Annotated in this window: 17 protein-coding genes; 12 read left to right on the forward strand and 5 right to left on the reverse strand. The window is 68.5% G+C overall.

The window, feature by feature from the left end; all coding sequences use genetic code 11:
• Positions 1–28 precede the first annotated feature (28 nt).
• Together VGZ23_11445 and VGZ23_11450 are read right to left on the reverse strand one after the other, a co-directional pair.
• Complete coding sequence (locus VGZ23_11445) at positions 29–592, reverse strand: dihydrofolate reductase family protein (GenBank protein HEV2358207.1); 564 nt, start codon at positions 590–592, stop codon at positions 29–31.
• Positions 580–1428 carry an IS1380 family transposase gene (locus VGZ23_11450; protein ID HEV2358208.1) on the reverse strand — a complete coding sequence of 283 codons (849 nt, stop codon included), beginning with the start codon at positions 1426–1428 and terminating at the stop codon, positions 580–582. The genes VGZ23_11445 and VGZ23_11450 overlap by 13 nt, the downstream gene beginning before the upstream one ends.
• A 310-nt stretch (positions 1429–1738) precedes the next feature.
• Between VGZ23_11450 and VGZ23_11455 the strand changes: the two genes are divergently transcribed.
• From VGZ23_11455 to fabF, 6 genes are all read left to right on the forward strand, one after another.
• Positions 1739–2488 carry a response regulator transcription factor gene (locus VGZ23_11455; protein ID HEV2358209.1) on the forward strand — a complete coding sequence of 250 codons (750 nt, stop codon included), beginning with the start codon at positions 1739–1741 and terminating at the stop codon, positions 2486–2488.
• A complete protein-coding gene (locus VGZ23_11460) occupies positions 2485–4269 on the forward strand; it encodes an ATP-binding protein (GenBank protein ID HEV2358210.1) in 1785 nt (594 codons plus the stop codon). The genes VGZ23_11455 and VGZ23_11460 overlap by 4 nt, the downstream gene beginning before the upstream one ends.
• A gap of 75 nt (positions 4270–4344) precedes the next feature.
• On the forward strand, positions 4345–5538 hold the full coding sequence (locus VGZ23_11465) for an FAD-dependent oxidoreductase (protein ID HEV2358211.1): 1194 nt from the start codon (positions 4345–4347) through the stop codon (positions 5536–5538).
• A gap of 534 nt (positions 5539–6072) precedes the next feature.
• The gene (locus VGZ23_11470; protein HEV2358212.1) at positions 6073–6219 is read left to right on the forward strand and encodes a hypothetical protein; all 147 of its coding nucleotides are present in this window, start codon (positions 6073–6075) and stop codon (positions 6217–6219) included.
• Between the two features lie 145 nt (positions 6220–6364).
• Positions 6365–6835 carry a hypothetical protein gene (locus tag VGZ23_11475; GenBank protein HEV2358213.1) on the forward strand — a complete coding sequence of 157 codons (471 nt, stop codon included), beginning with the start codon at positions 6365–6367 and terminating at the stop codon, positions 6833–6835.
• Between the two features lie 95 nt (positions 6836–6930).
• Positions 6931–8175 carry a beta-ketoacyl-ACP synthase II gene (fabF, locus tag VGZ23_11480; GenBank protein ID HEV2358214.1) on the forward strand — a complete coding sequence of 415 codons (1245 nt, stop codon included), beginning with the start codon at positions 6931–6933 and terminating at the stop codon, positions 8173–8175.
• A 406-nt stretch (positions 8176–8581) separates the two neighbouring features.
• On the opposite strand, the gene VGZ23_11485 is transcribed toward fabF, so the two are convergent.
• Positions 8582–9175: a hypothetical protein gene (locus VGZ23_11485; GenBank protein ID HEV2358215.1), complete on the reverse strand. Its 594-nt coding sequence runs from the start codon at positions 9173–9175 to the stop codon at positions 8582–8584.
• Positions 9176–9359: 184 nt separating this feature from the next.
• Between VGZ23_11485 and VGZ23_11490 the strand changes: the two genes are divergently transcribed.
• Complete coding sequence (locus tag VGZ23_11490; protein ID HEV2358216.1) at positions 9360–11237, forward strand: PAS domain S-box protein; 1878 nt, start codon at positions 9360–9362, stop codon at positions 11235–11237.
• 21 nt (positions 11238–11258) lie between these two features.
• On the opposite strand, the gene VGZ23_11495 is transcribed toward VGZ23_11490, so the two are convergent.
• On the reverse strand, positions 11259–11927 hold the full coding sequence (locus VGZ23_11495) for a hypothetical protein (GenBank protein HEV2358217.1): 669 nt from the start codon (positions 11925–11927) through the stop codon (positions 11259–11261).
• Positions 11928–12115: 188 nt separating this feature from the next.
• Here VGZ23_11495 and VGZ23_11500 point away from each other — a divergent pair, with 188 nt between their 5' ends.
• The 5 genes from VGZ23_11500 (at position 12116) to VGZ23_11520 (ending at position 17193) form a co-directional block, all read left to right on the forward strand.
• Positions 12116–13753, forward strand: coding sequence for a thiamine pyrophosphate-requiring protein (locus VGZ23_11500; GenBank protein HEV2358218.1), 1638 nt, complete (start codon positions 12116–12118; stop codon positions 13751–13753).
• 173 nt (positions 13754–13926) lie between these two features.
• Complete coding sequence (locus VGZ23_11505; protein ID HEV2358219.1) at positions 13927–14772, forward strand: lytic transglycosylase domain-containing protein; 846 nt, start codon at positions 13927–13929, stop codon at positions 14770–14772.
• A gap of 100 nt (positions 14773–14872) precedes the next feature.
• Entirely contained in the window at positions 14873–15241 is a 369-nt protein-coding gene (locus VGZ23_11510; GenBank protein HEV2358220.1) for a hypothetical protein, read from the forward strand.
• A 61-nt stretch (positions 15242–15302) separates the two neighbouring features.
• Entirely contained in the window at positions 15303–16118 is an 816-nt protein-coding gene (gene lsrF / locus VGZ23_11515; protein ID HEV2358221.1) for a 3-hydroxy-5-phosphonooxypentane-2,4-dione thiolase, read from the forward strand.
• Between the two features lie 40 nt (positions 16119–16158).
• Positions 16159–17193 carry a zinc-binding dehydrogenase gene (locus tag VGZ23_11520; protein ID HEV2358222.1) on the forward strand — a complete coding sequence of 345 codons (1035 nt, stop codon included), beginning with the start codon at positions 16159–16161 and terminating at the stop codon, positions 17191–17193.
• A 9-nt stretch (positions 17194–17202) separates the two neighbouring features.
• On the opposite strand, the gene VGZ23_11525 is transcribed toward VGZ23_11520, so the two are convergent.
• Complete coding sequence (locus tag VGZ23_11525) at positions 17203–19314, reverse strand: diguanylate cyclase (GenBank protein HEV2358223.1); 2112 nt, start codon at positions 19312–19314, stop codon at positions 17203–17205.
• Positions 19315–19326 lie beyond the last annotated feature (12 nt).

Below are 19326 nucleotides of genomic sequence, written 5' to 3' on the forward strand. Positions count from 1 at the left end.
TTAATATGAAAGCGCCAAGGGGGAGACTTCAGGAGCCCCCGCCTCGTATGCGATAGAGCAAGTGGATTACTCCGGTGCTGAAACCGCGCGTCTCAAGGAGTTCGAGATTCCGTCGTAAGGCGGCTCGGAATGCCGGCTTTCCGCCGCCGACGATCACCGGGTTGAGAAACAGGCGACATTCGTCGACGAGATCGGCTTCGAGCGCAAGCCCCGCAAGCTCGGCGCCGCCAATGAAGAGGTCGTGCTCTGTTTCCCGCTTGAGCTTCCGAATAGCCTCGAGGTCGAAGTCCCGCTCGACACGCGTGTTGCGGGTCGTAGCGCCCGTCAGCGTTCGTGAAAAGACGATCTTCTCGGCGTTCTGCCAGACTCGCGCGAAGTCGCGGTGTTCGGGCGGATAGCCCTCCACCGGCGCATCCCAGTAGGCCATCGTCTCATACAGTCGCCGCCCATAGAGATGGGTTCCGATCGGCCGCAGCAACTCAGTGATGAACGAAAAGTGAACTTGATCGGGAATGACCCAATCGAAGGCACCGGTTTCGTCCTCCACGTAACCGTCGAGCGACGTATTGGTGATGTAGATCAACTTCGACATACGAGCGGACATTTCCAGTTTGACACCTGAACTCCTCCGCAAAGGTATCCACCCTGGCTCTTCCCGTTCAGGGTCCTTCCCCGCCGACCTCCGAAAGCCCGTTTGTGCCCTGTTTGGACCCCCGACGCCCGGTACGGCTGCGTTGCCAACCGTGTCAGGTGTCCTTCCGCGAGCAGTAGCCAATAGTACCGGGCGTGCTTCACGAGCCGACCACCCGTCCGGATCAGCCGCTGCTGCAGGCTCGTGAGCGACCACGTGTCGATCCGCTTCGGCAGCGCGAGCCGCCGCCATAGGTTCCCCAGGTTGTAGGCGATCACGCTCAGAGCGAGCCGTACTTCGTTCGCGCGGAACCGGTGGCAGCTCAGCCGCGTCATCTTCACCGCCAACTTGCCTCCCCTGATCCATTGCTCCGCCGTCCCCCGCTTATTGTAGAACCGCACGACCGCCCGACTGTCCATCTCCAAAGTCGTCACGATGAAGCCCACTCGAGGAAACAGCTCTCCACAGTGAAACTCGATCTTCGCGACCACCCGCCGCGCCGTTGTCCAACTGGCGGCCTGGTAACGGAAACTCTTGTACCGGACCACCGGGGTGTGACTGGGGCGTCCGACGGACCGCCGGAGCAACTCCTCGACCTCGCGCTCCAGGATGTCATTGGATGGGATGCGGATCGCGTACCTGACGCCCCGCTTCTCTAAAGCCTCGTAGAGCTCCGGCTTGGCGAACGCGGCATCAGCACGCTCGACCACGTCCTTGCCCTGTTGCTGCTGTCGCTCAATCTCCGGCAGAAGCACTTCCTCCCACTGCTCAGCACTATGGACGTTCCCCGGGCGCATGGAGCGGATATTGCGAGATGGCCGCAAAACCCATTGTGACAACGCCGTTACCTGTCTTTGACCCGCGCGTGACCCCCGAGGGTGCACTATTTGTATAGGGGTTGGGTTTGTGGGGGTACGGCGATGAGGCGTGGCATAGCTCTGGCACTCCTCGCGGCGGCTGGCCCCGGCTTGCCGCTGGCCGGCGCGGCGGCGGGGTCGGCTGGCATAGCGGTGGTGCAGTTTCCTATCTTCACGAGTGCCGTGATCGCTACTGGCGACGACCCTTCGCCGGTCGTTCAGTACAAAGTGACCGTCCAGGAGTCGGCATATGGCGATTAGCTCACGGGCGGACAGCAAGGCGATGATTCCCGGGGCCGACCGTCACGCCGGCGGGCGCGTCCTTGTGGTGGACGACGATCGCCACATCGTCGAACTCATCTGCTACAATCTTCGCCACGAAGGGTTCGACGTCGATGTCGCCTACGATGGCCGCGAGGCTATCGAAAAAGTGCGCACGGCGTCCCCGGACCTCGTGATACTGGATCTCATGCTCCCGTACGTGGATGGGCTGGAAGTGTGCCGCGACCTGCGCAGACAGGGGCGCGTGCCGATCCTCATGCTCACCGCGAAAGACGCCGAATACGACCGCGTCCTGGGCCTGGAGTCCGGCGCGGACGATTACGTGACAAAGCCGTTCAGTCCGCGCGAACTCGTGGCGCGGGTGCGCGCGATTCTCCGGCGCGCCGGGGACCAGGGCGGGCACGCGGAGACCGCGCTGGCCTGCGGACACCTCGCGCTCGACGCGACCACGCACGAAGTGCGGCTCGGCGACCGTCTCATCGACCTCACGGCCAAAGAATTCGATCTGCTGCGGCTGCTGATGAGCCACCCCAACCAGGTCTTCACGCGCGATTTCCTGTTGGAACACATCTGGGGCTACGAGTATGTCGGCAGCACGCGCACCGTCGACATGCACATGAGCCGTCTGCGCGAGAAGATCGAGGACGATCCCGACGCACCGCGCTTCATCGTCACGGTGCGCGGCGTCGGGTACAAACTGAAGAAGGACGCGCGATGAATATCGGCAGCCTACGCTGGAAGCTGACGGTGAGCCACCTCCTGCTGGTGGTGTTTTCGCTGACCGTGGTGGCCTCGTACCTCGTGCCCGCCCTGGTGCGATTGCAAAGGGATCGGTACCAGCAGAGCGTCCTCACCGAGGCACGGATGGCCGCGCGAATGCTCGCGCGGTACCAGAGCGAGGGGCTGACGCTTGCCCAACTCGACGCGGTCGCCGACACGTTGGCGTGGCGCAAGGAGGTGTATATCGGCGTCAAGGACGCGGAGGGGCGCCCGCCTGCGACCAGCCGGTGGGCCGGCAGCGGCCCCGTCCCGCCGGAGGTGGCTGCGGCCCTCCACGGCGGACGTGCCCCCGTGGACACCCGCTATGATCCGGTGCTGCACGACACGCGGCTGTATGCCGCGGCGCCGCTTGTCTCGGACGGCCGCGTCACCGGCGTGGTGCAGGTGAGCGTGCCGCAGGTCTGGATGCGGGACGTGTTGATGCGCCTCTGGGAGGCGCTGGGGAGCGCGCTGCTCCTCGGCGTCGCCGCGGCGTGGTTCCTCGGCGCGCGGCGGGCGCGGACGCTGTCCGCGCCAGTGCAAGACCTCGCCCGCGCCGCCGACCGGATCGCTCGCGGCGATGTGGACAGCCGCGCGGTCGTGGCCAGCCGCGATGAGATCGGGTACCTCGCCCGCGCGTTCAACACGATGGGCGAGCAGTTGCGGCAGAAGCTTGACGCGCTGACTGAGGAACGCACAAAGATCGAAGCCATCATCAGTTCCATGAGCGACGCGGTGGTCGCGACCGACCGCGCGGGCCGGCTGCTGTTGCGGAACGGGGCGGCCCGGGATCTGCTCGGCATCCGCTCGGAGGATCTCGGCCGCCCAGCCGGCGAGGTCCTCGGTGACCACGCCGTCGGGCGCGCGCTCGACCATGCCGCGCGCCGGGGAACGGATGTGGCCGAGGAGTTTAGCCTCGGCGCCGGCGCCGAGGAGCGGCTGTTCCACCTGAACGCGACGCCGCTTCGCACCGCCGCCGGGCCCGCGGCCGGCGCGGTGGCCGTCGTGCGCGACATCACCGACCTCAGGCGCGCGGAGCGGCAGCGTCGCGAACTCACAGCGAACGTGTCCCATGAACTCCGGACGCCGCTGACGTCGATCAAAGGCTTTGCCGAGACCCTGCTCGCCGGCGCCTGGGCGGATGGCGAGACGTGCCGCCGCTTCCTCGCGATCATCGACGCGGAGGCGACGCGACTGATGACGCTGGTGGACGACCTGATGGCGCTGTCGCGGTTCGAGTCGCGTGCCGCGCACATGACCTTGGCCCCGATCGGGCTCGACACGCTGGTCCGAGAGGCGGTGAGTCGGATGCGGCCGCAGGCGGAACGGTATCGGATCGCGCTTAGAACCGCGCCGACGCCGCCCGTCACGGTCACGGCCGACGCGGACCGTATTCTGCAGGTGCTGACCAACCTGATGGACAATGCGATCAAGTTCACATCCGAAGGGGGCTGGGTCGAGGTCGGCCTCCACGTGGACGGCAATGACGCCGTCGTGTCGGTGTGGGACTGCGGCCGCGGTATTCCGGCGGACGATCTGCCGCGGATTTTCGATCGCTTCTATCGGGTCGACCGCTCGCGTAGCCGCGACGCGGGCGGCACTGGCCTCGGCCTCGCGATCGCCAAGCATATCGTGGAGGCGCACGGCGGGCGCATCGCGGTGACGAGCCGGACCGGTCAGGGCAGCGTCTTCACGTTTACGCTGCCGCTGACACCGGCCGAGGTGCGGACCGCGCGCTAAGGGGCTCCGTCCTTGACATGGTGATGGAATCGCCGCGGGGCCCGCAACGCTCGATCGCCGACAGTCATTCGTAGAATGGGCCACCCGATCGACGTCCTGGTGGTGGGCGGCGGGCCGGCCGGAAGCGCCACCGCGGCGCTCCTGGCGCGCCGTGGCTGGCGTGTGATGATCGTCGATCGCGCCGCCTTTCCCCGTCCAAAACCGTGCGGCGACTATCTCAACCCTGGCTGTGACGATGTCCTGGCCCGCGTCGGCGTCCGTGACGCGGTCGCGCGCGTGGGTGCCGCCGTGCGCGGCATGCGGATCGTCACGCCCGGCGGCGACGTCGCCACCCTTCCGTTCCCGCGGGGACACGGGTGGGCCACCCCGCGTCAGACGCTCGACCAGGTCCTGCTGGAGCACGCCGCGCGGGCGGGTGCGGCGGTCTGCGATGAAAGCCGCGTCGTGTCGCTCGACGCCGAGGCGCGGGCCGTCCGTGTCGGCGTGGAACGGCGCGGTTATCGCCGCGAATATCTTCCTCGTCTCGTCGTCGGCGCCGACGGCCTGCGCTCGTTTGTGGCGCGCGCGGCCGGCATCGGCTCTATCGGCCGACGGGGTCGCTACACCGTCGGCACGTATCTCGCCGGTGTCGACTCCGGAGACTCCGACGCGGCGCGCTGGGGCGAGATTCACCTCAGACCGAACGGCTACTGCGGCGTATCCCACCTGCCGAACGGACTCGCCAACGTCACGCTTGCCGTTCCCCGCGCCGTGGTGCGCGCGTGGCGGCGCGACCTTGAAGCCGGCTACCGGGCGTGGCTGCGGGCGTGCCCAGGGCTGTCGGCGCGCCTGAGTCGCGCGGAGCGCGCCGCGGCCTTTGCCGTGGTGGGTCCACTCGGCTATCACCGCCGGCCGGTGGGACGGGGCCGCGTGCTGCTGGTCGGTGACGCTGCGGCACACATCGACCCCATGACCGGTCAGGGAGTCTACTTTGCCCTGCGCGGCGCGGAGTTGTGCGCCGCGGCCGCGGCCGACGCGCTTGAGCGAGACAGGATGCCGGTGCTTCGCGGCTACGCGTACGCTCGGTGGCGCGAGTTCGGCCCCGTGTTCGCCGCGTCCCGACTGATCCAGTACCTGGCGTTTCGCCCCGCGGTGCTGCGGCGGGCCGCCTCCCGGCTCGCGATGCAGTCTCAACTCGGCGCGCGGCTCATCGGCGTCGTGGGCAACACCGAAGGGGTCGGCGGTGTGCTCAATCCGGCGGTTCTTCTCCGCCTGCTGGGGCCGGCGTAAATGCACACGAAGACCGTGGCACGGATTGACGGGCCGGTTGAAGTGATCTTTCGCTACGCCGCACGGGTCGAGGATTCCGGCCCGGGTATTCTGCGGCGTGCTTCTCTCCGCCGTTCTCGCGGTCACGGCGGTCCGGGGCGCTCCCGGATCGGCAATGAGGTTGTTGCCGACCGGCACCTTTGAGATCATTCCGGGAGAGTCCTCGGTCGCGTTCTTCGTGCCCGACAATAGGGGCGGATTCACCGGACACACCACGCACGTGACCGGCCGCGTGATCGTCGAGGCGAGACCCGGTAGTGATGTCTACGCGGCCCGCATCGCCGCGTCGATCGACACGCGGTCGCTCACCACAGGCGTCGGCATCCGCGACGCGGCGATGCGGACGACGTTCCTGCACACTGCCGAGTTTCCCGCAATCACCTACGAGGGCACCGTGACGGCAACCCCGGGGACCGGCGTCCGCCCTTTCCCGGCGGCCGTCCACGATCGGCTCACGATCCAGACATCACGCGGGGCCAGGACTCCACGGCGACCGTGCTCGCGCTGGCGCGCGAATATGTCGCCGACGCCTCCACCACGTTGCGTATGGTGGACTACGAGATTCCCTACCCGCGGGCGTTCATCTTTGTGGCGCGGGACCCCGTGACCGTGAGGCTGCATATTCGCGCCCGACAGCGCTGACGGGGCATTTGGAACGTCTGCGACGGCCAAGGCCGCGATTCGTATCAGCGTCTATCCCGAATTCCAGTCGCGGGCCGATCTGTATGCTCATTGGATACCGTTTTGTGACACCTTTTGGAAATAGACCAAAAGGGGCGATTGTGAGGTGACTGAGATGCACGCAGCCTATCCAAACTATCCAAAGGTCTCCGAGACCCGCATGTGGCCGGTCGCGGCCGCACTGGCGTTCGCCGTCATCGTTGCTGTGACTGTGGGAGGCATCTACCTGCTCGTCCAAGTCCACGACATGTCGGAGCACCTGTCTCGGCTGACTGTGCAACTCGACGCACTCAGCGCGATGAACGGAAAACTCGATACGCTCGGAGCAATGAACAAAACGCTTACCAAGGTTGATGGCAAGCTTACAACGACGAACACACTGCTGCGGGCGACCAATACAAAACTCGACGGCACCCAAGCTGCGGTCGACAAGACGAGCCGAGGGCTCAATCAGATGCAGCACTCGCTCGGCATCATGGGGACGGCGCTCGGCAGGGTGGAAGCGGCGCTTGGGACGATGGAGATCAACATCGGCCAAATGACGCAAAAGATCATCCATGCAGCGCTCTTGTTCTGAGGGGCGGGGGGCCGTCCCGCTGTGTGGGCGGTCGGTCGCGGAGGTTCAGAGGGCAACGGCGCACGTCTTCGGAGCGGCGGCGCGGAGGTGAGCGGTTGAACAACAAGCGACTAGTGGTCGTGACGGGCATCGGTGCCGTCACACCGATTGGATCCGGGACAGGCCGCGGTCTCTACGAGGGCGTCCGTCGGGAGCGCTCGGCCATCACCCGGGTCACGCGGTTTGACCCTTCACCATACTCCTCCCAAGTGGCGGGGGAGGTGGCCGACTTCGATCCGGCGGCGTACATCGAGCCCCGGCGGCTTCGGCGCCTGGATCGGTACGCGCAGATGGCCGTCGTGTGCGCGCGGCTGGCGATCGACGATGCCGGATTGCGGCTGGAGGATGAGGACCGCGACGCGATCGGCTGTTTCGTCGGCTCCGCACTCGGCGGTGCGGCGTTCGCCGAGGAGCAGTACGGCGTGTTCCTGACCCAGGGGCCGCGGCGCATCCGGCCCCAGCTTGCCCTCTCGGTCTTCTGCGGCGCGGGATCGTGCAACGTGGCGATTGAGTACGACCTTCGCGGCCCCGCGAGCGCCAACTCGGACAGCTGCTCGAGCGGCGCGATCGCGATCGGCCATGCCTTCCGGGTCGTGCGCGACGGGTACGCGGACGTGATGCTTGCGGGCGGTATCGAGGCGCCGCTCGCCCCGCTGATCTTCGGCGCGTTCGACGTGATCCACGCTATGTCGACGCATAATGACGAACCGGATCGCGCGTGCCGCCCGTTCGACCGCACGCGCGACGGTTTCGTCATGGCCGAAGGCGGCGCCCTGCTCGTCCTCGAGGCACTGGAGCACGCCCGCCGGCGGGGGGCGCCGATCTACGGCACCGTATTGGGCTACGGCCTTTCCAACGACGCCCATCACATGACGGCCCCGCTCCCGTCGGGCGCCCAGGCGGCAAGAGTGATGCGCCTCGCGCTCGCCGAGGCTGGCATCGCGGCCGAGGATGTCGACCACATCAACGCCCACGGCAGCAGCACGCCCCTCAACGATGCGACCGAAACGCTTGCGATCCGGCAGGTGCTCGGTGAGCACGCGTACCGGATCCCGGTCAGCGCGACTAAAGCCATGCACGGGCACTCGCTCGGCGCAGCTGGCGCGATCGAAGCGGCGATCTGTTTTCTCGGCCTTCGGCACGGTTACGTGCCGCCGACGCTGAACCTTCAGGAGCCGGACGAGGCGTGTGACCTCGACTACGTGACGGACCACGGCCGCGAGATGCCGCTGCGCCATGTGATGAGCAACTCGTTTGGATTCGGCGGCATCAACGCGTCGCTCGTCTTCGGTGCGGCGTAAGCACGCCGGGCGCGCCGCCACGTAGCTAAACGCAGAGACGACCAGCCGAATACGCCCCCGGTGGCGACGCCAGTCGTTCAAGCAACCCACGGAAAGCTTCACGGTAAGTCTAAGTCAAGCTGACGTGGCCATGGATCGAGCTAAGCCCACTTCCTTGATCTGCCGCTCGTCGATCGACGGCTCATGGCCGCCTCGAGTCGCCTCGTACAAGGGATCGTCAGATGGGAATGATCAACAGCGTGTCGGTCGACGGGGACTGCGGGTACCGCGGTGTTCATGCTCGTCAGGTGGCGCTGGGTATATTTTGATTCAGCAGCCAGGGCATCCGGCCAGCCGGTGCGCCGCTACGGCGTTCATTGCGAGCGGTCGAAAGGCGTGAGAGGATCCGATCTCGGGCCGCCGGGTCCTACGGCTGTTCCACCAACGTCCTGATCAATCCGGGCACGGTCGGGCTCAGGGCCTCGTGCAGCGCTCGTTCCGCGAGGAGTTCGCGGACGAAGCCGGTCGTCGACGCCCATTGCCGCGTCTCCGCCACGATCCGTCCCTGCGCCGCGCTAAACACCTGAACGACAACCGTTGCGTCACCGGTCGGCGCGCCGTTGCCGCCGCCGTCGGGGGGGAAGGTTTGGTGTCCCCCCGTCTCGACGCTGAGACTCGTGATCCACCCCACCACCAGTTCGTTCACGCCGACGGCCCGGGCCAGCGCGGTCAGGCGGGCGAAGCGCAAGGCGTCCTCGTTGTGCCAGCGGAGGGATGCTTCGGCCTGTTCGACCCGGGCACGCGGAACCAGCGCAAGCCGCCCCGCGCCCGCGGAGACGAGCTGAGCGCTCAGATCGTCCGCCGCAAAGCGCTCCGGGACCATTCCTTCGAAGGATCCGACTGGAGTCGGCGCATAGAACTCCGCCACGGCGACGGCCGGAATGTTCGCCGCGCCCGCGCCACCCGGCAGGGCGAGCATGAAAAGAAGGACCGCGGAGAAGGGCACAGCGCGGGCCGTCATGCGCCTCGATACATTGCGGCCACTCACACGATAAAGGGTTCGCCGCCAAGGGCCGGCTTCCATTCCTTGCCGGCCTCCTTGCCGGCCGGCAGCCTTGACGCAGGACAATCAAACAGTGGGCTAATCGGGACCGTTTGTGGGCACAAGCCACATTTTGGGGCAGCGCACGTCCGTGGGGAGGCCTATGTCCCGTCGCAGGATTCAGTTTGTCGCAGGCGGCGCCGACTTCCGCGCGCTCTTTGCCGGCAATCCTCTCCCCATGTGGGTCTACGATCTGGAGACGTTGGAATTTCTCGAAGTCAACGACGCGGCGGTGGCCAAGTACGGGTATTCGCGCGAGGAATTCCTGAGCATGCGCCTCTCCGACATCCGTCCGCCGGACGACGTGCCCCGGTTCCGCACCGAGGCCGAGCAGCACCGGAGCGGTCTGCAATTTTCCGGCGAATGGCGGCAGCGCCGAAGGGACGGCCGCCTCATCGACGTCGCCATCATGTTGCGCACGATCGAATTCGGCGGGCGTCCGGCGGTGCTGGCCGTCGCGCGGGACGCCGCGGAGCGCCGGGCGGCCGAGGGGGACCGGCAGGAGCTCGAGGCGCGGTATCGGCAGTTATTCGACAATACGAATGACCTTGTGTACACGATCGACCACACCGGACGGTTCACGTCGGCCAACCAGGCTGCGCTGACGGCGACCGGCTACACGCTGGAAGAGGCCCTGTCGTCGAATTTCACTACGGTCGTCGCTCCCGAATACCTGGAGCTGGCGCGGACGATGATGACCCGCAAACTGGCCGGCGTCGAGGACACCAACCGCTACGAAATCGAGATCGTCACCAAGGACGGGCGGCGGATTCCGGTCGAGCTCAGAACGGGGGTGATCCTGGCGGAGGGAACGGCCGTGGGGATCCAGGGGATCGCCCGCGATATTTCGGACCGGAAGCACGCGGAGGAGAAGTTGCGCGTCCTGTATGAGACGCAGGCTCAGCGGGTCGCGGAGTTGGAGGCGCTCTACAATCTGAGCGGCCTGTTGCGTGCCGCCCAGCATGTGGAGGAGATGTACCCGATCCTGACGGGCCACGCGAAGGACCTGCTGCGCGCCGATTATGCATCGCTGACGGTGTGGGAGCCGAAGCGCAAAGTGCTGACGTGCGTGGATTCGGCGGGGAGCACCGTGGAGCGGCCGGGGACGATCCTGTCCCTGCACGGCAGCCTCCCGGGATGGGTGGTCCGGACGGGAGTGATGTATCTTACGGACGATTTCCCTCGCGAACCCGTGCCCGCCGATATGGACGTGTCTTCGTACCGCACGTGGGGTCCCCTCGTGATTGCGCCCGTCCGCTCAGAGCAGGAGGTGACCGGAACGCTGGCGGTGGCCCGAACCCGGGGATCCGGCCGGCCGCCGTTCGCGGCGGCTGAGCTCCGCCTGCTGAAGAGCATCGCCGAAATGGCCGGCACGGCGGCCCGCCGCGCCCAGCTGTTTCAAGACCTCCAGCAGACGCATGTGCAGACGGTGCTGGCACTGGCCCACGCCATCGAGTCCCGGGACTTCTACACGGCCAACCACAGCGCGCGGCTCGTCGCGATCGCGGAAGCGGTGGCCCGCAAGCTGGGCTGCCGCGAGGACGAGATCGAGGACATCCGCTGGGGAGCGCGCCTGCACGACATCGGAAAGATCGGCGTCCCGGACAGCGTCCTCGGGAAGGCGCAAGGGCTCACGGAGCCCGAGTGGACGCTCATGCGGCGGCATCCGGAGATCGGCGCGGAAATCCTCGGGCCGGTGGACCGGATGCGGGGCGTCGCCACGATCGTCCGGCATCATCAGGAAAAATGGGACGGCACGGGATATCCCGACGGGCTGCGGGGAGCGGAGATCCCGCTCGGGGCGCGCATTCTCGCCGTGGTGGATGCCTACGGCGCGATGACCGACACGCGGCCGTATCAGCCCGCCCGCACGCCGGAAGAGGCCACCGCCGAAATTCAACGATGCGCCGGAACGCAGTTCGATCCCCGGGTCGTGGAGGCCTTCTGCGCCGCAGCGCAGGCGGCCGACGGAGCGCCCTAGCCCGCCACGCCTGTCACCACGTCAGGGGACCCCGGTCACCGCCAGCGCTTGGAGCACTCCCGAGGGCCATCCGTCGGGCACGACGCCCGCACCGTAGAACACCCCCGTCGCCTGCACCCTCAGCCCGTTGCGCAATTTGGACGCCTGCCCACCCACGAGAACCGAGATGGATCGCCAGTCGTTCGTGAATTGAAAGAGCATGTACGGATGACCGCGCTCGTCGACGAACTCTTCCAGGCGCGAGATCGTCCCGGTTACGCTGAGGACGCGCCGGTTATAGAGTTCCGGTGCCCGGGCAACGTTGCCGACCGATTCCACGGCCGGCGGGGGCATGTTGGCCGGCGGGTCTGCGACGTCCACGATGGGCGCCGAGATCGGGATTGATGGAAGAAGCGGCGCGATGAACGGTACCGCGGGTGACAGGACCACGACGGCCCTCGGCGCGATAAAGACGGCGGGCCGGACCACGATGACGGGCTGGATGATCACCGGGAATAATGTGGGCCGTCCAAAGAGAAAGATCGGCTGCGCGCTCAGGCCCGACGTGACGAAGAAGATCACCGCGCTCGTGAAGAGCTGCACCTGCACGACCGCCGCGCCGGCCGGTGCCGGCGACGGAAACCCGGCCACGGCGAGCACGAGACCGAGAATCCCTGCTGCCACCAGTACGCGATGCCGCGGGCGTCCCATCCGCGCGTCCCCCCCGGCCGAGCCGGCTGTGTCCTACGAACATCATACCTCCGCAATGTAACGATCCGTGCCCGCGGCGAAGTCACGGTTCGGGCCGCGCCGGCCAAGACACCATTGGGGCCCGGACGAGGAAGGGCCGCGCACGCCCAAGAACTGCCTGCAGAGGCGCGCGGGGGAGGGATGAGAGCGTGAGGGTCGCGACGGCGGTGGCCCAGATCCTGAAGCGCGAGGGCGTGGAGTTTCTCGTCGGCTACCCCGTCAACCCGATCATCGAAGCGGCGGCTGCGGCCGACATCCGCACGATCATCGTCCGGCAGGAGCGCACCGGCATCCACATGGCCGACGCGGTGAGCCGGCTCTCATCGGGCCGGCGCATCGGCGTCTTCGCGATGCAGCACGGGCCGGGCGCCGAAAATTCCTTCGGCGCCGTCGCGCAAGCTTACGGCGACTCATCTCCGATCGTGGTCCTGCCCGCCGGCTATCCGCGCCGGCTCACCAACGTGGCGCCGAACTTCAACTCGGCGCTGAACTACCGGCATGTCACGAAGTGGGCCGAGCAGGTGCTGCTCCCGGCGGAAGCCCCCGCCGCGATGCGCCGCGCGTTCACCCAGGTGCGTAACGGCCGTCCGCGGCCGGTGCTGATCGAGTTTCCGACCGACGTCCTGGCATCGGACATTCCCGAACCCGTGGATTACCGGCCTCCGGTGGCCGTCCGGGTCGGACCCGATCCGGCGGCGATCGAGGCGATCGCCGCGGTGCTGGTCGGGGCGGCCCGGCCGGTCATCTATGCGGGGCAGGGCGTCCACTACGCCCGCGCGTGGGGCCGGCTGAAGGAGCTCGCCGAATGGCTCGGCGCGCCGGTCACGACCAGCCTGCAGGGCAAGAGCGCGTTTCCGGAGACGCATCCGCTGTCGCTCGGCTCCGGCGGCCGGTCGATGCCGAAGCCGGTGCACGACTTCCTTGGGGACAGCGACGTGATCTTCGGCATCGGTTGCAGCTTCGCCACGACCAATTACGGCGTGACGATGCCGGAGGGCAAGACCCTGATCCACGCCACCCTTGACCCCGCCGACGTGAACAAAGATCTCGCCGTCGAGCACGTCGTGATCGGCGATGCCGCGCTGGTGCTTGAGGCATTGCTGGCCGCGGTGCGGGACCGGGTGCCTGCACCGCGGCGGGACCGGGCAGCGGCCCTCGCCCGCAAGATCGAGACCGCGCGGGCCGAATGGCTCGCGCAGTGGACGGCGAAGCTCGCATCGGACGAGATCCCCCTAACGCCGTACCGGGTCATCCGGGATCTGCTGCGCACCGTGGACGTGCCCAACACCGTGATCACGCACGACGCGGGCAGTCCGCGGGATCAGCTGTCACCGTTCTGGCGGGCCGAGTCCCCGCTGTCCTACATCGGCTGGGGGAAGACGACCCAGCTGGGCTACGGCCTCGGGCTGGCGATGGGCGCCAAACTCCACGCGCCGCAGAAACTCTGCATCAACGTCTGGGGCGACGCCGCGATCGGGTTCACCGGGATGGATTTCGAGACCGCGGTCCGGGAGCGGATCCCGATTCTCTCCGTGCTGTTCAACAACTCGTCCATGGCGATCGAGCTGCCCGTGATGCCGGTCTCGACGGAAAAATACCGCAGCACGGACATCTCCGGGAACTACGCGGCGTTCGCGCAGGCCCTCGGCGGGTACGGTGAGCGCGTGACGACACCGGGGGAGATCGTCCCGGCCATTCAGCGGGCAGTCAGGAAAACCGACGAGGGGACCCCGGCGCTGCTCGAATTCATTACCTCGCGCGAGCTCGAAACATCTATCTTCAAATAGCCGTTTCGATCCCCGGGTCGAGCCCGCAAGCACGCGTTCGGACGGCGGTGACCCCGTCCCTCGCGCCGGGGGTCAATTGAAGTGTCCGAAACTCGGGTGTACGCAGTATTGCTGGCTTCTGCGGACCCGTGCTACGTTATGCACGTTTGCTTCGAGCCCCGGGGGGAGAAGGCATGCAGCAGGAAGACGGGCGTCGCCCGTTCGATCGGCGTCGCCTGCACTGGACCGCCGCGCTTCTCATCCCGGTCCTTCTCCTCGGCGGCACGGCCTTGTCAAACCAGGGCGTGGGCGCCCAAGATTGGCTGCAGGCCGGCTGGGAAGCGTACGAGGCCGGGCACCTGCCGCAGGCGCAACACGCGTTCGCCAAGGCCGCGGCCGCGTCGCCCGAGTCCGCCACGCCGGCGATGTGGATGGGTGCCGTGACGCTCGCGCGGGGCGACAGCGTCCACGCGGGCCTCTGGTTTCGAGAAGTCCTGCTGCTGAATCCGACGACGGCCCAGGCGCACTATGCGCTGGCCTGGCTCGCACGCCTCGGCCAGCCGAGCCGCCCGCCCGATCCCACCACGGCCGGGACGACTACCGCAGACGGCATCGCGCAATTCATCCTCGCGTCCAACCCGCGCATCCCGGCGAGACAGGCACAATGGGAAGGCCGCGCGATTCGTGAGGCCGCCGCCCACGAGGGGGTGGATTCGCGGCTCATGACCGCGCTCGTCTGCGTCGAGAGCCGGTTCGATCAGGGTGCCGTGTCGCGGGTGGGAGCACGGGGACTCGGCCAACTGATGCCCAAGACGGCCGCCGAGCTCGGCGTGAATCCCCACGATCCGTGGCAGAACCTCGTCGGCTCGGCCCGGCTGCTCCGCGTGGACTATGCCCAGTTCCATTCGCTGCCGCTGACCCTCGCCGCGTACAATGCCGGCGACAACGCCGTCCGGCACTACGGCGGCATCCCTCCGTACCCGGAGACACAAGTGTACGTGTGGGAGGTGCTGGCGATTTTCGGGCGGCTGCTCGTCTGACGCCCGCGCCGCCGCGGCATTGCTCGGCGCCGGCACAGGCCGCCCCTCGATTTTTTGGGGAAATACCCTCATGACCATTCGAACCGGATGGAGCGAACCCATGAGACACGTTCTCGCGTTCATGCTGGCCGCGATCATGACGACCGCCGCTATTGTCACGGGAGGGAGCGGCACGATCGCCGCCGGCCCGCGGAAGCCGCCGGTGGTCCGACCGGTCGTGCGGGCGGCCGCGCCACGCGCCGTGAGGCCGAACGTGCGGGCGGCCGCGCTACCGGCCCATCACGCCTCTGTGCGCCACATCGCGGTGCTGCATTCGCCGGCGCCGCAGCTCGGCACGATGGAAATCGGGCCGAAGACCCAGCCGTCCCCGTCGATCATCGTCGCGCCCAGCCCCACGCCGACCGGCGCCTGCGCCCAGTGCCCGCAGCCGACCGTCGTCCAGTTGAACGTCGTGCAGGTGCCGCTCTAACCTAGCCCCGCCGCCGCTTCGCGGCAGGCCCCGGCGGCCCATGGGCCGAAGCGAGAGGCCCATGGACTGGGGCATGCGCAACCGGCTCGACCGCATCATCCGGCCGGACACCGGCCGCACCGTGATGCTCGCCGTCGACCATGGATACTTCATGGGGCCGACGACGAACCTCGAAGTGCCCCGCACAACGATCGGGCCGCTGTTGCCCTTCGCGGATTCGCTCATGGTCACCCGGGGCGTGGTGCGGACGTCCGTGCCACCCTCGGCCGCGGTGCCGATCGTGCTGCGCGTCTCCGGCGGCGCGAGCATCCTTGCCGACGACCTCTCGAACGAAGGCCTCATGACCACGATGAAGGACGCGGTCCGGCTGAACGTCGCGGCCGTCGCGTTGTCGATCTTCATCGGGACCGGCCACGAGCGTGAGACCCTGCTCAACCTCGGCGCGCTCGTGAGTGAAGGGCTGGAATACGGGATGCCGGTGCTGGCGGTCACCGCCGTCGGCAAGGAGCTCGCGCGGCGCGACGCGCGCTACCTCAGTCTCTGCTGCCGGATCGCGGCCGAAGCGGGCGCGCAGCTCGTGAAGACATACTACTGCGACGGCTTCGACACAGTCGTCGAAGGCTGCCCGGTGCCGCTCGTGGTGGCCGGCGGCCCCAAACTCGAGACGGAGCTGGACGTGTTTGAGTTGACCGCCCGGGCGATCCGGCAGGGCGCCGCGGGCGTGGACATGGGCCGGAACATCTGGCAGCACGCCGCGCCGGTGGCGATGATCAAAGCGATTCGGGCCATCGTGCACGACAACGCCTCGCCGGAGGACGCGCTGAGCCTGTTCCGCCGGGCCCGCGCCGAGGAGCCGCAGCAGGCGGCACGCCGGTGACCCCCTCGCGGATGCGGCCGGGGCGCGGCGGCACCCCGGGATGATGCGGGCGGCAGTATACTACACGAATCACGACGTCCGCCTCGAGGACCGCCCGGTCCCCGACATCGGTCCGGACGAGTTGCTGATGCGCATCGACGCGAGCGGCATTTGCGGCAGCGACGTGATGGAATGGTATCGCCGCGGCCGCGCACCGCTCGTGCTGGGGCACGAAGTCGGCGGCGTGGTCGCCTCGGTGGGCGTGAGCGTTCGAGGCTACCGGCCGGGCGACCGCATTACCGCGGCACACCATGTGCCCTGCAATGCCTGCCGGCATTGCCTCCGCGGTCACCACACGATGTGCGCGACTCTCCACGCGACGAACTTCGACCCCGGCGGCTTCGTCGAGTACGCGCGCCTCTCGGCGATTCACGTGGACCGGGGCGTGTTCCGCCTGCCCGACGACGTGTCGGCCGAGCAGGCGGTGTTCGTAGAGCCCCTGGCCTGCGTCGTGCGCGCGCAGCGGATCGCGCCGGTGCGGCGGGACGAGACGGTCTTCGTCGTCGGCAGCGGCATCATCGGGCTGCTCCACATCAAGGCCGCCCGCGCGGCCGGCGCCGCGCGCGTTCTCGCCACGGATCTCTCGGACTACCGCCTCGCCGCCGCGGCCCGGTTCGGCGCCGAGACCGCCTTCCGGCCCGGGGCCGACCTGGCCGCGCAGGTGCGCGAGGCCAACGGCGGGCGGCTGGCGGACCTGGTCATCGTCTGCACCGGCGCCGTGACGGCCATCGCCCAGGCGCTGCGCTGCGCCGAGCCCGGAGGCACGGTGATGCTGTTTGCCCCCGCGGGGCCGGACGCGGCCTTTCCGCCGGTGCCGTTCAACCAGACGTTCTTCCGGACGGATCTCACGGTGACGACCTCGTACGGCGCGGCACCGGCGGACTACGCGGAGGCGCTCGACCTCATCCACCGCCGGCGGATCCAGGTCGACGACATGATCACGCACCGGCTCGGCCTTTCGGCCGCCGCGGCCGGCTTCCGGCTCGTGGCGGACGCCGGTGACTCGATCAAGATCATCCTCGATCCCCGGCGGTAAACCGGGAACTTAGATCGGGGTGGTCGCGGCTTCGGCGCGGGCGCGGCCGTTTTGCTTGGCCCGATACAACGCGGCGTCGGCCGCCCGGAGCAGCGCCTCACCGCTCGCGCCGTGCTGGGGGAAGGCGGCGACGCCGAGCGACGCCGTCGTGGCGCCGAGCGGCTGGCCCTGATACGACACCGCCAGGTCCCGTACCGCCTCGCCCAACGACCGGGCGCGCTGCAGCGTAGACTCGAGCGTCGCATCCGGGAGGACGACGACGAACTCCTCGCCGCCGTAGCGGCAGACGACATCGTCGCGGCGGAACCGGTCGCGGAGCATCGCGCCGAGTTCGCGCAGGAACGTGTCGCCCGCTTCGTGGCCGTAGGTATCGTTGAATTGCTTGAACCGGTCGAGATCGAAGATGATGAGGCCGAGCGGATTCTCGCCCCGCTGCGCCCGCCGGATTTCGCGTTCCAGCGTCTCCTCGAGATAGCGGCGGTTGAAGACGCCGGTGAGCGGATCGCGAATGGACTGCGCCCGCAGCGACTCGCGCAGCCTGAGGTTCGCGATCGCGAGGCCCACCCGGTCGCTGATCGAGCGGGCGAGCGCGAGGGCGGAGTCGAGCGCGGCCGACGAAGGCGCCGCGACGTCCCCGGCGGGTGCGGCCGGGAAGCTCAGCTGGAGAATGCCGAGGGTGCCGTCCTGCGAGGTGAGGGGTAGGCAGAGGTTGGCGGCCGGGCGCTGGGTCGGCAGGTGGCGGCACAAGACCCCGTCCCGCTGCACGTCAACGGCGTACGGCAGACCCCGCAGCAGGGCCCAGCAGTCGTCCGGCGCGAAGGCCGGCGGCAGCGCAAACGCCGCGCCCCACGACGCCGCGAGCTCCGCCGCATCCCGCGAGTCAGCGATCAGGTAGACGCCGCCGACCGTGCCGGGGAACAGGTCCTGGACATAACGGCTGGCGACGCTCAAGGCCTCGTCGACCGAGGGGCTCGCCTCGAGCATCTCGCTCATCTGCTGCACGAGGGCCGATTGGCGGGCACGGGTGGCCATCTGCTCCGCCATCTCGTTGAACGCGGTCGCCAGCTGACCGATCTCGTCGCCGCGGCGCACGGCCACCCGGCGGCTGAGGTCTCCGTCGGCGATCCCCCGCGAGGCCTCGATGATGCGGTCGATCGCGTCCGTGGCCGCGCCGGCATGCGAGAACCCGAGGAGCACCAGCAGGACCACCGTCACCGGAAGCGCCAGCGCGGCGCCTTCGGCCGTCCGGGTCGCCGTGCGGCCCTGCGCCACCTGCGCGGCGAGCCGGGCGTCCTCGGTGACGCCGAACGCCACGTACACCGGGCGGAAATTGTCGGCAAACACCTGCCCGCTCCGCCGGGTGATGAGCGTCATGACCCTCGACTCCGCCGCGCCCGCGGCGAGCGCGTGCCGCCGGACGATCGCCTCGACCACCGTCGCCGCCGTCAGCAGCGGCGCCGGCGCCGACGCGGGGCGTGCGACGGCCATGACGTCGAGCAGCCGCTGCGCCCGCGCCCAGTCTGTGGCCGCGGGTGATGCCGGGGGCGTCGTGCGGAGCATGCCGGTGAGGTGGTCCCGAAGCGACGCCGCCTGCGCCCGAACCACGCGCAGGCTGTCTTCGCCGCCCGAGGCGGCGTACGCGGCGGCCGTCTGACGCAAACGGGCGGCTTCCGCGGCCGCACCTCGGGCGGCTTCGGCGTAGCCCGCCGGTGCGGCGCGGCGCGCGGCGATCTCGGACCGGGCGGCCTGATCGCACCACTGCGTGTAGAGCGACACGAGCCGGCGCACGCGACCCACCTGCACGGTATCGCCCCCCAAGAGGTCGGCGAGGCGCACGGCGGTCTGCGGCACTGCCGTCAGGGCGTCGGTGTACCCGGCCAGGAACCGCTCGTTGCCGGTGAGGAGGAAGGCGCGCTCGCCGGCCTGGGCGTCGACGAAGCTTTCGAGCATCCGGTCCGCGGCGTTCCGGACCTCGCTCGTCCGGGCGACGCGTTCACTCGTCTGACGGGTCACGAGGATCGCGCGGAAGATCACCGCGGCGCCGGCCGTCGTGACCAGGACCTGCACGATGAGGCCCATGAGCACCAAGGTGCGCAGCGGATGCCGGGTCAGCAGGTTCACCCAACGGGCGAT

The organism is bacterium, from assembly GCA_035945995.1.
Lineage (GTDB): Bacteria > Sysuimicrobiota > Sysuimicrobiia > Sysuimicrobiales > Segetimicrobiaceae > DASSJF01.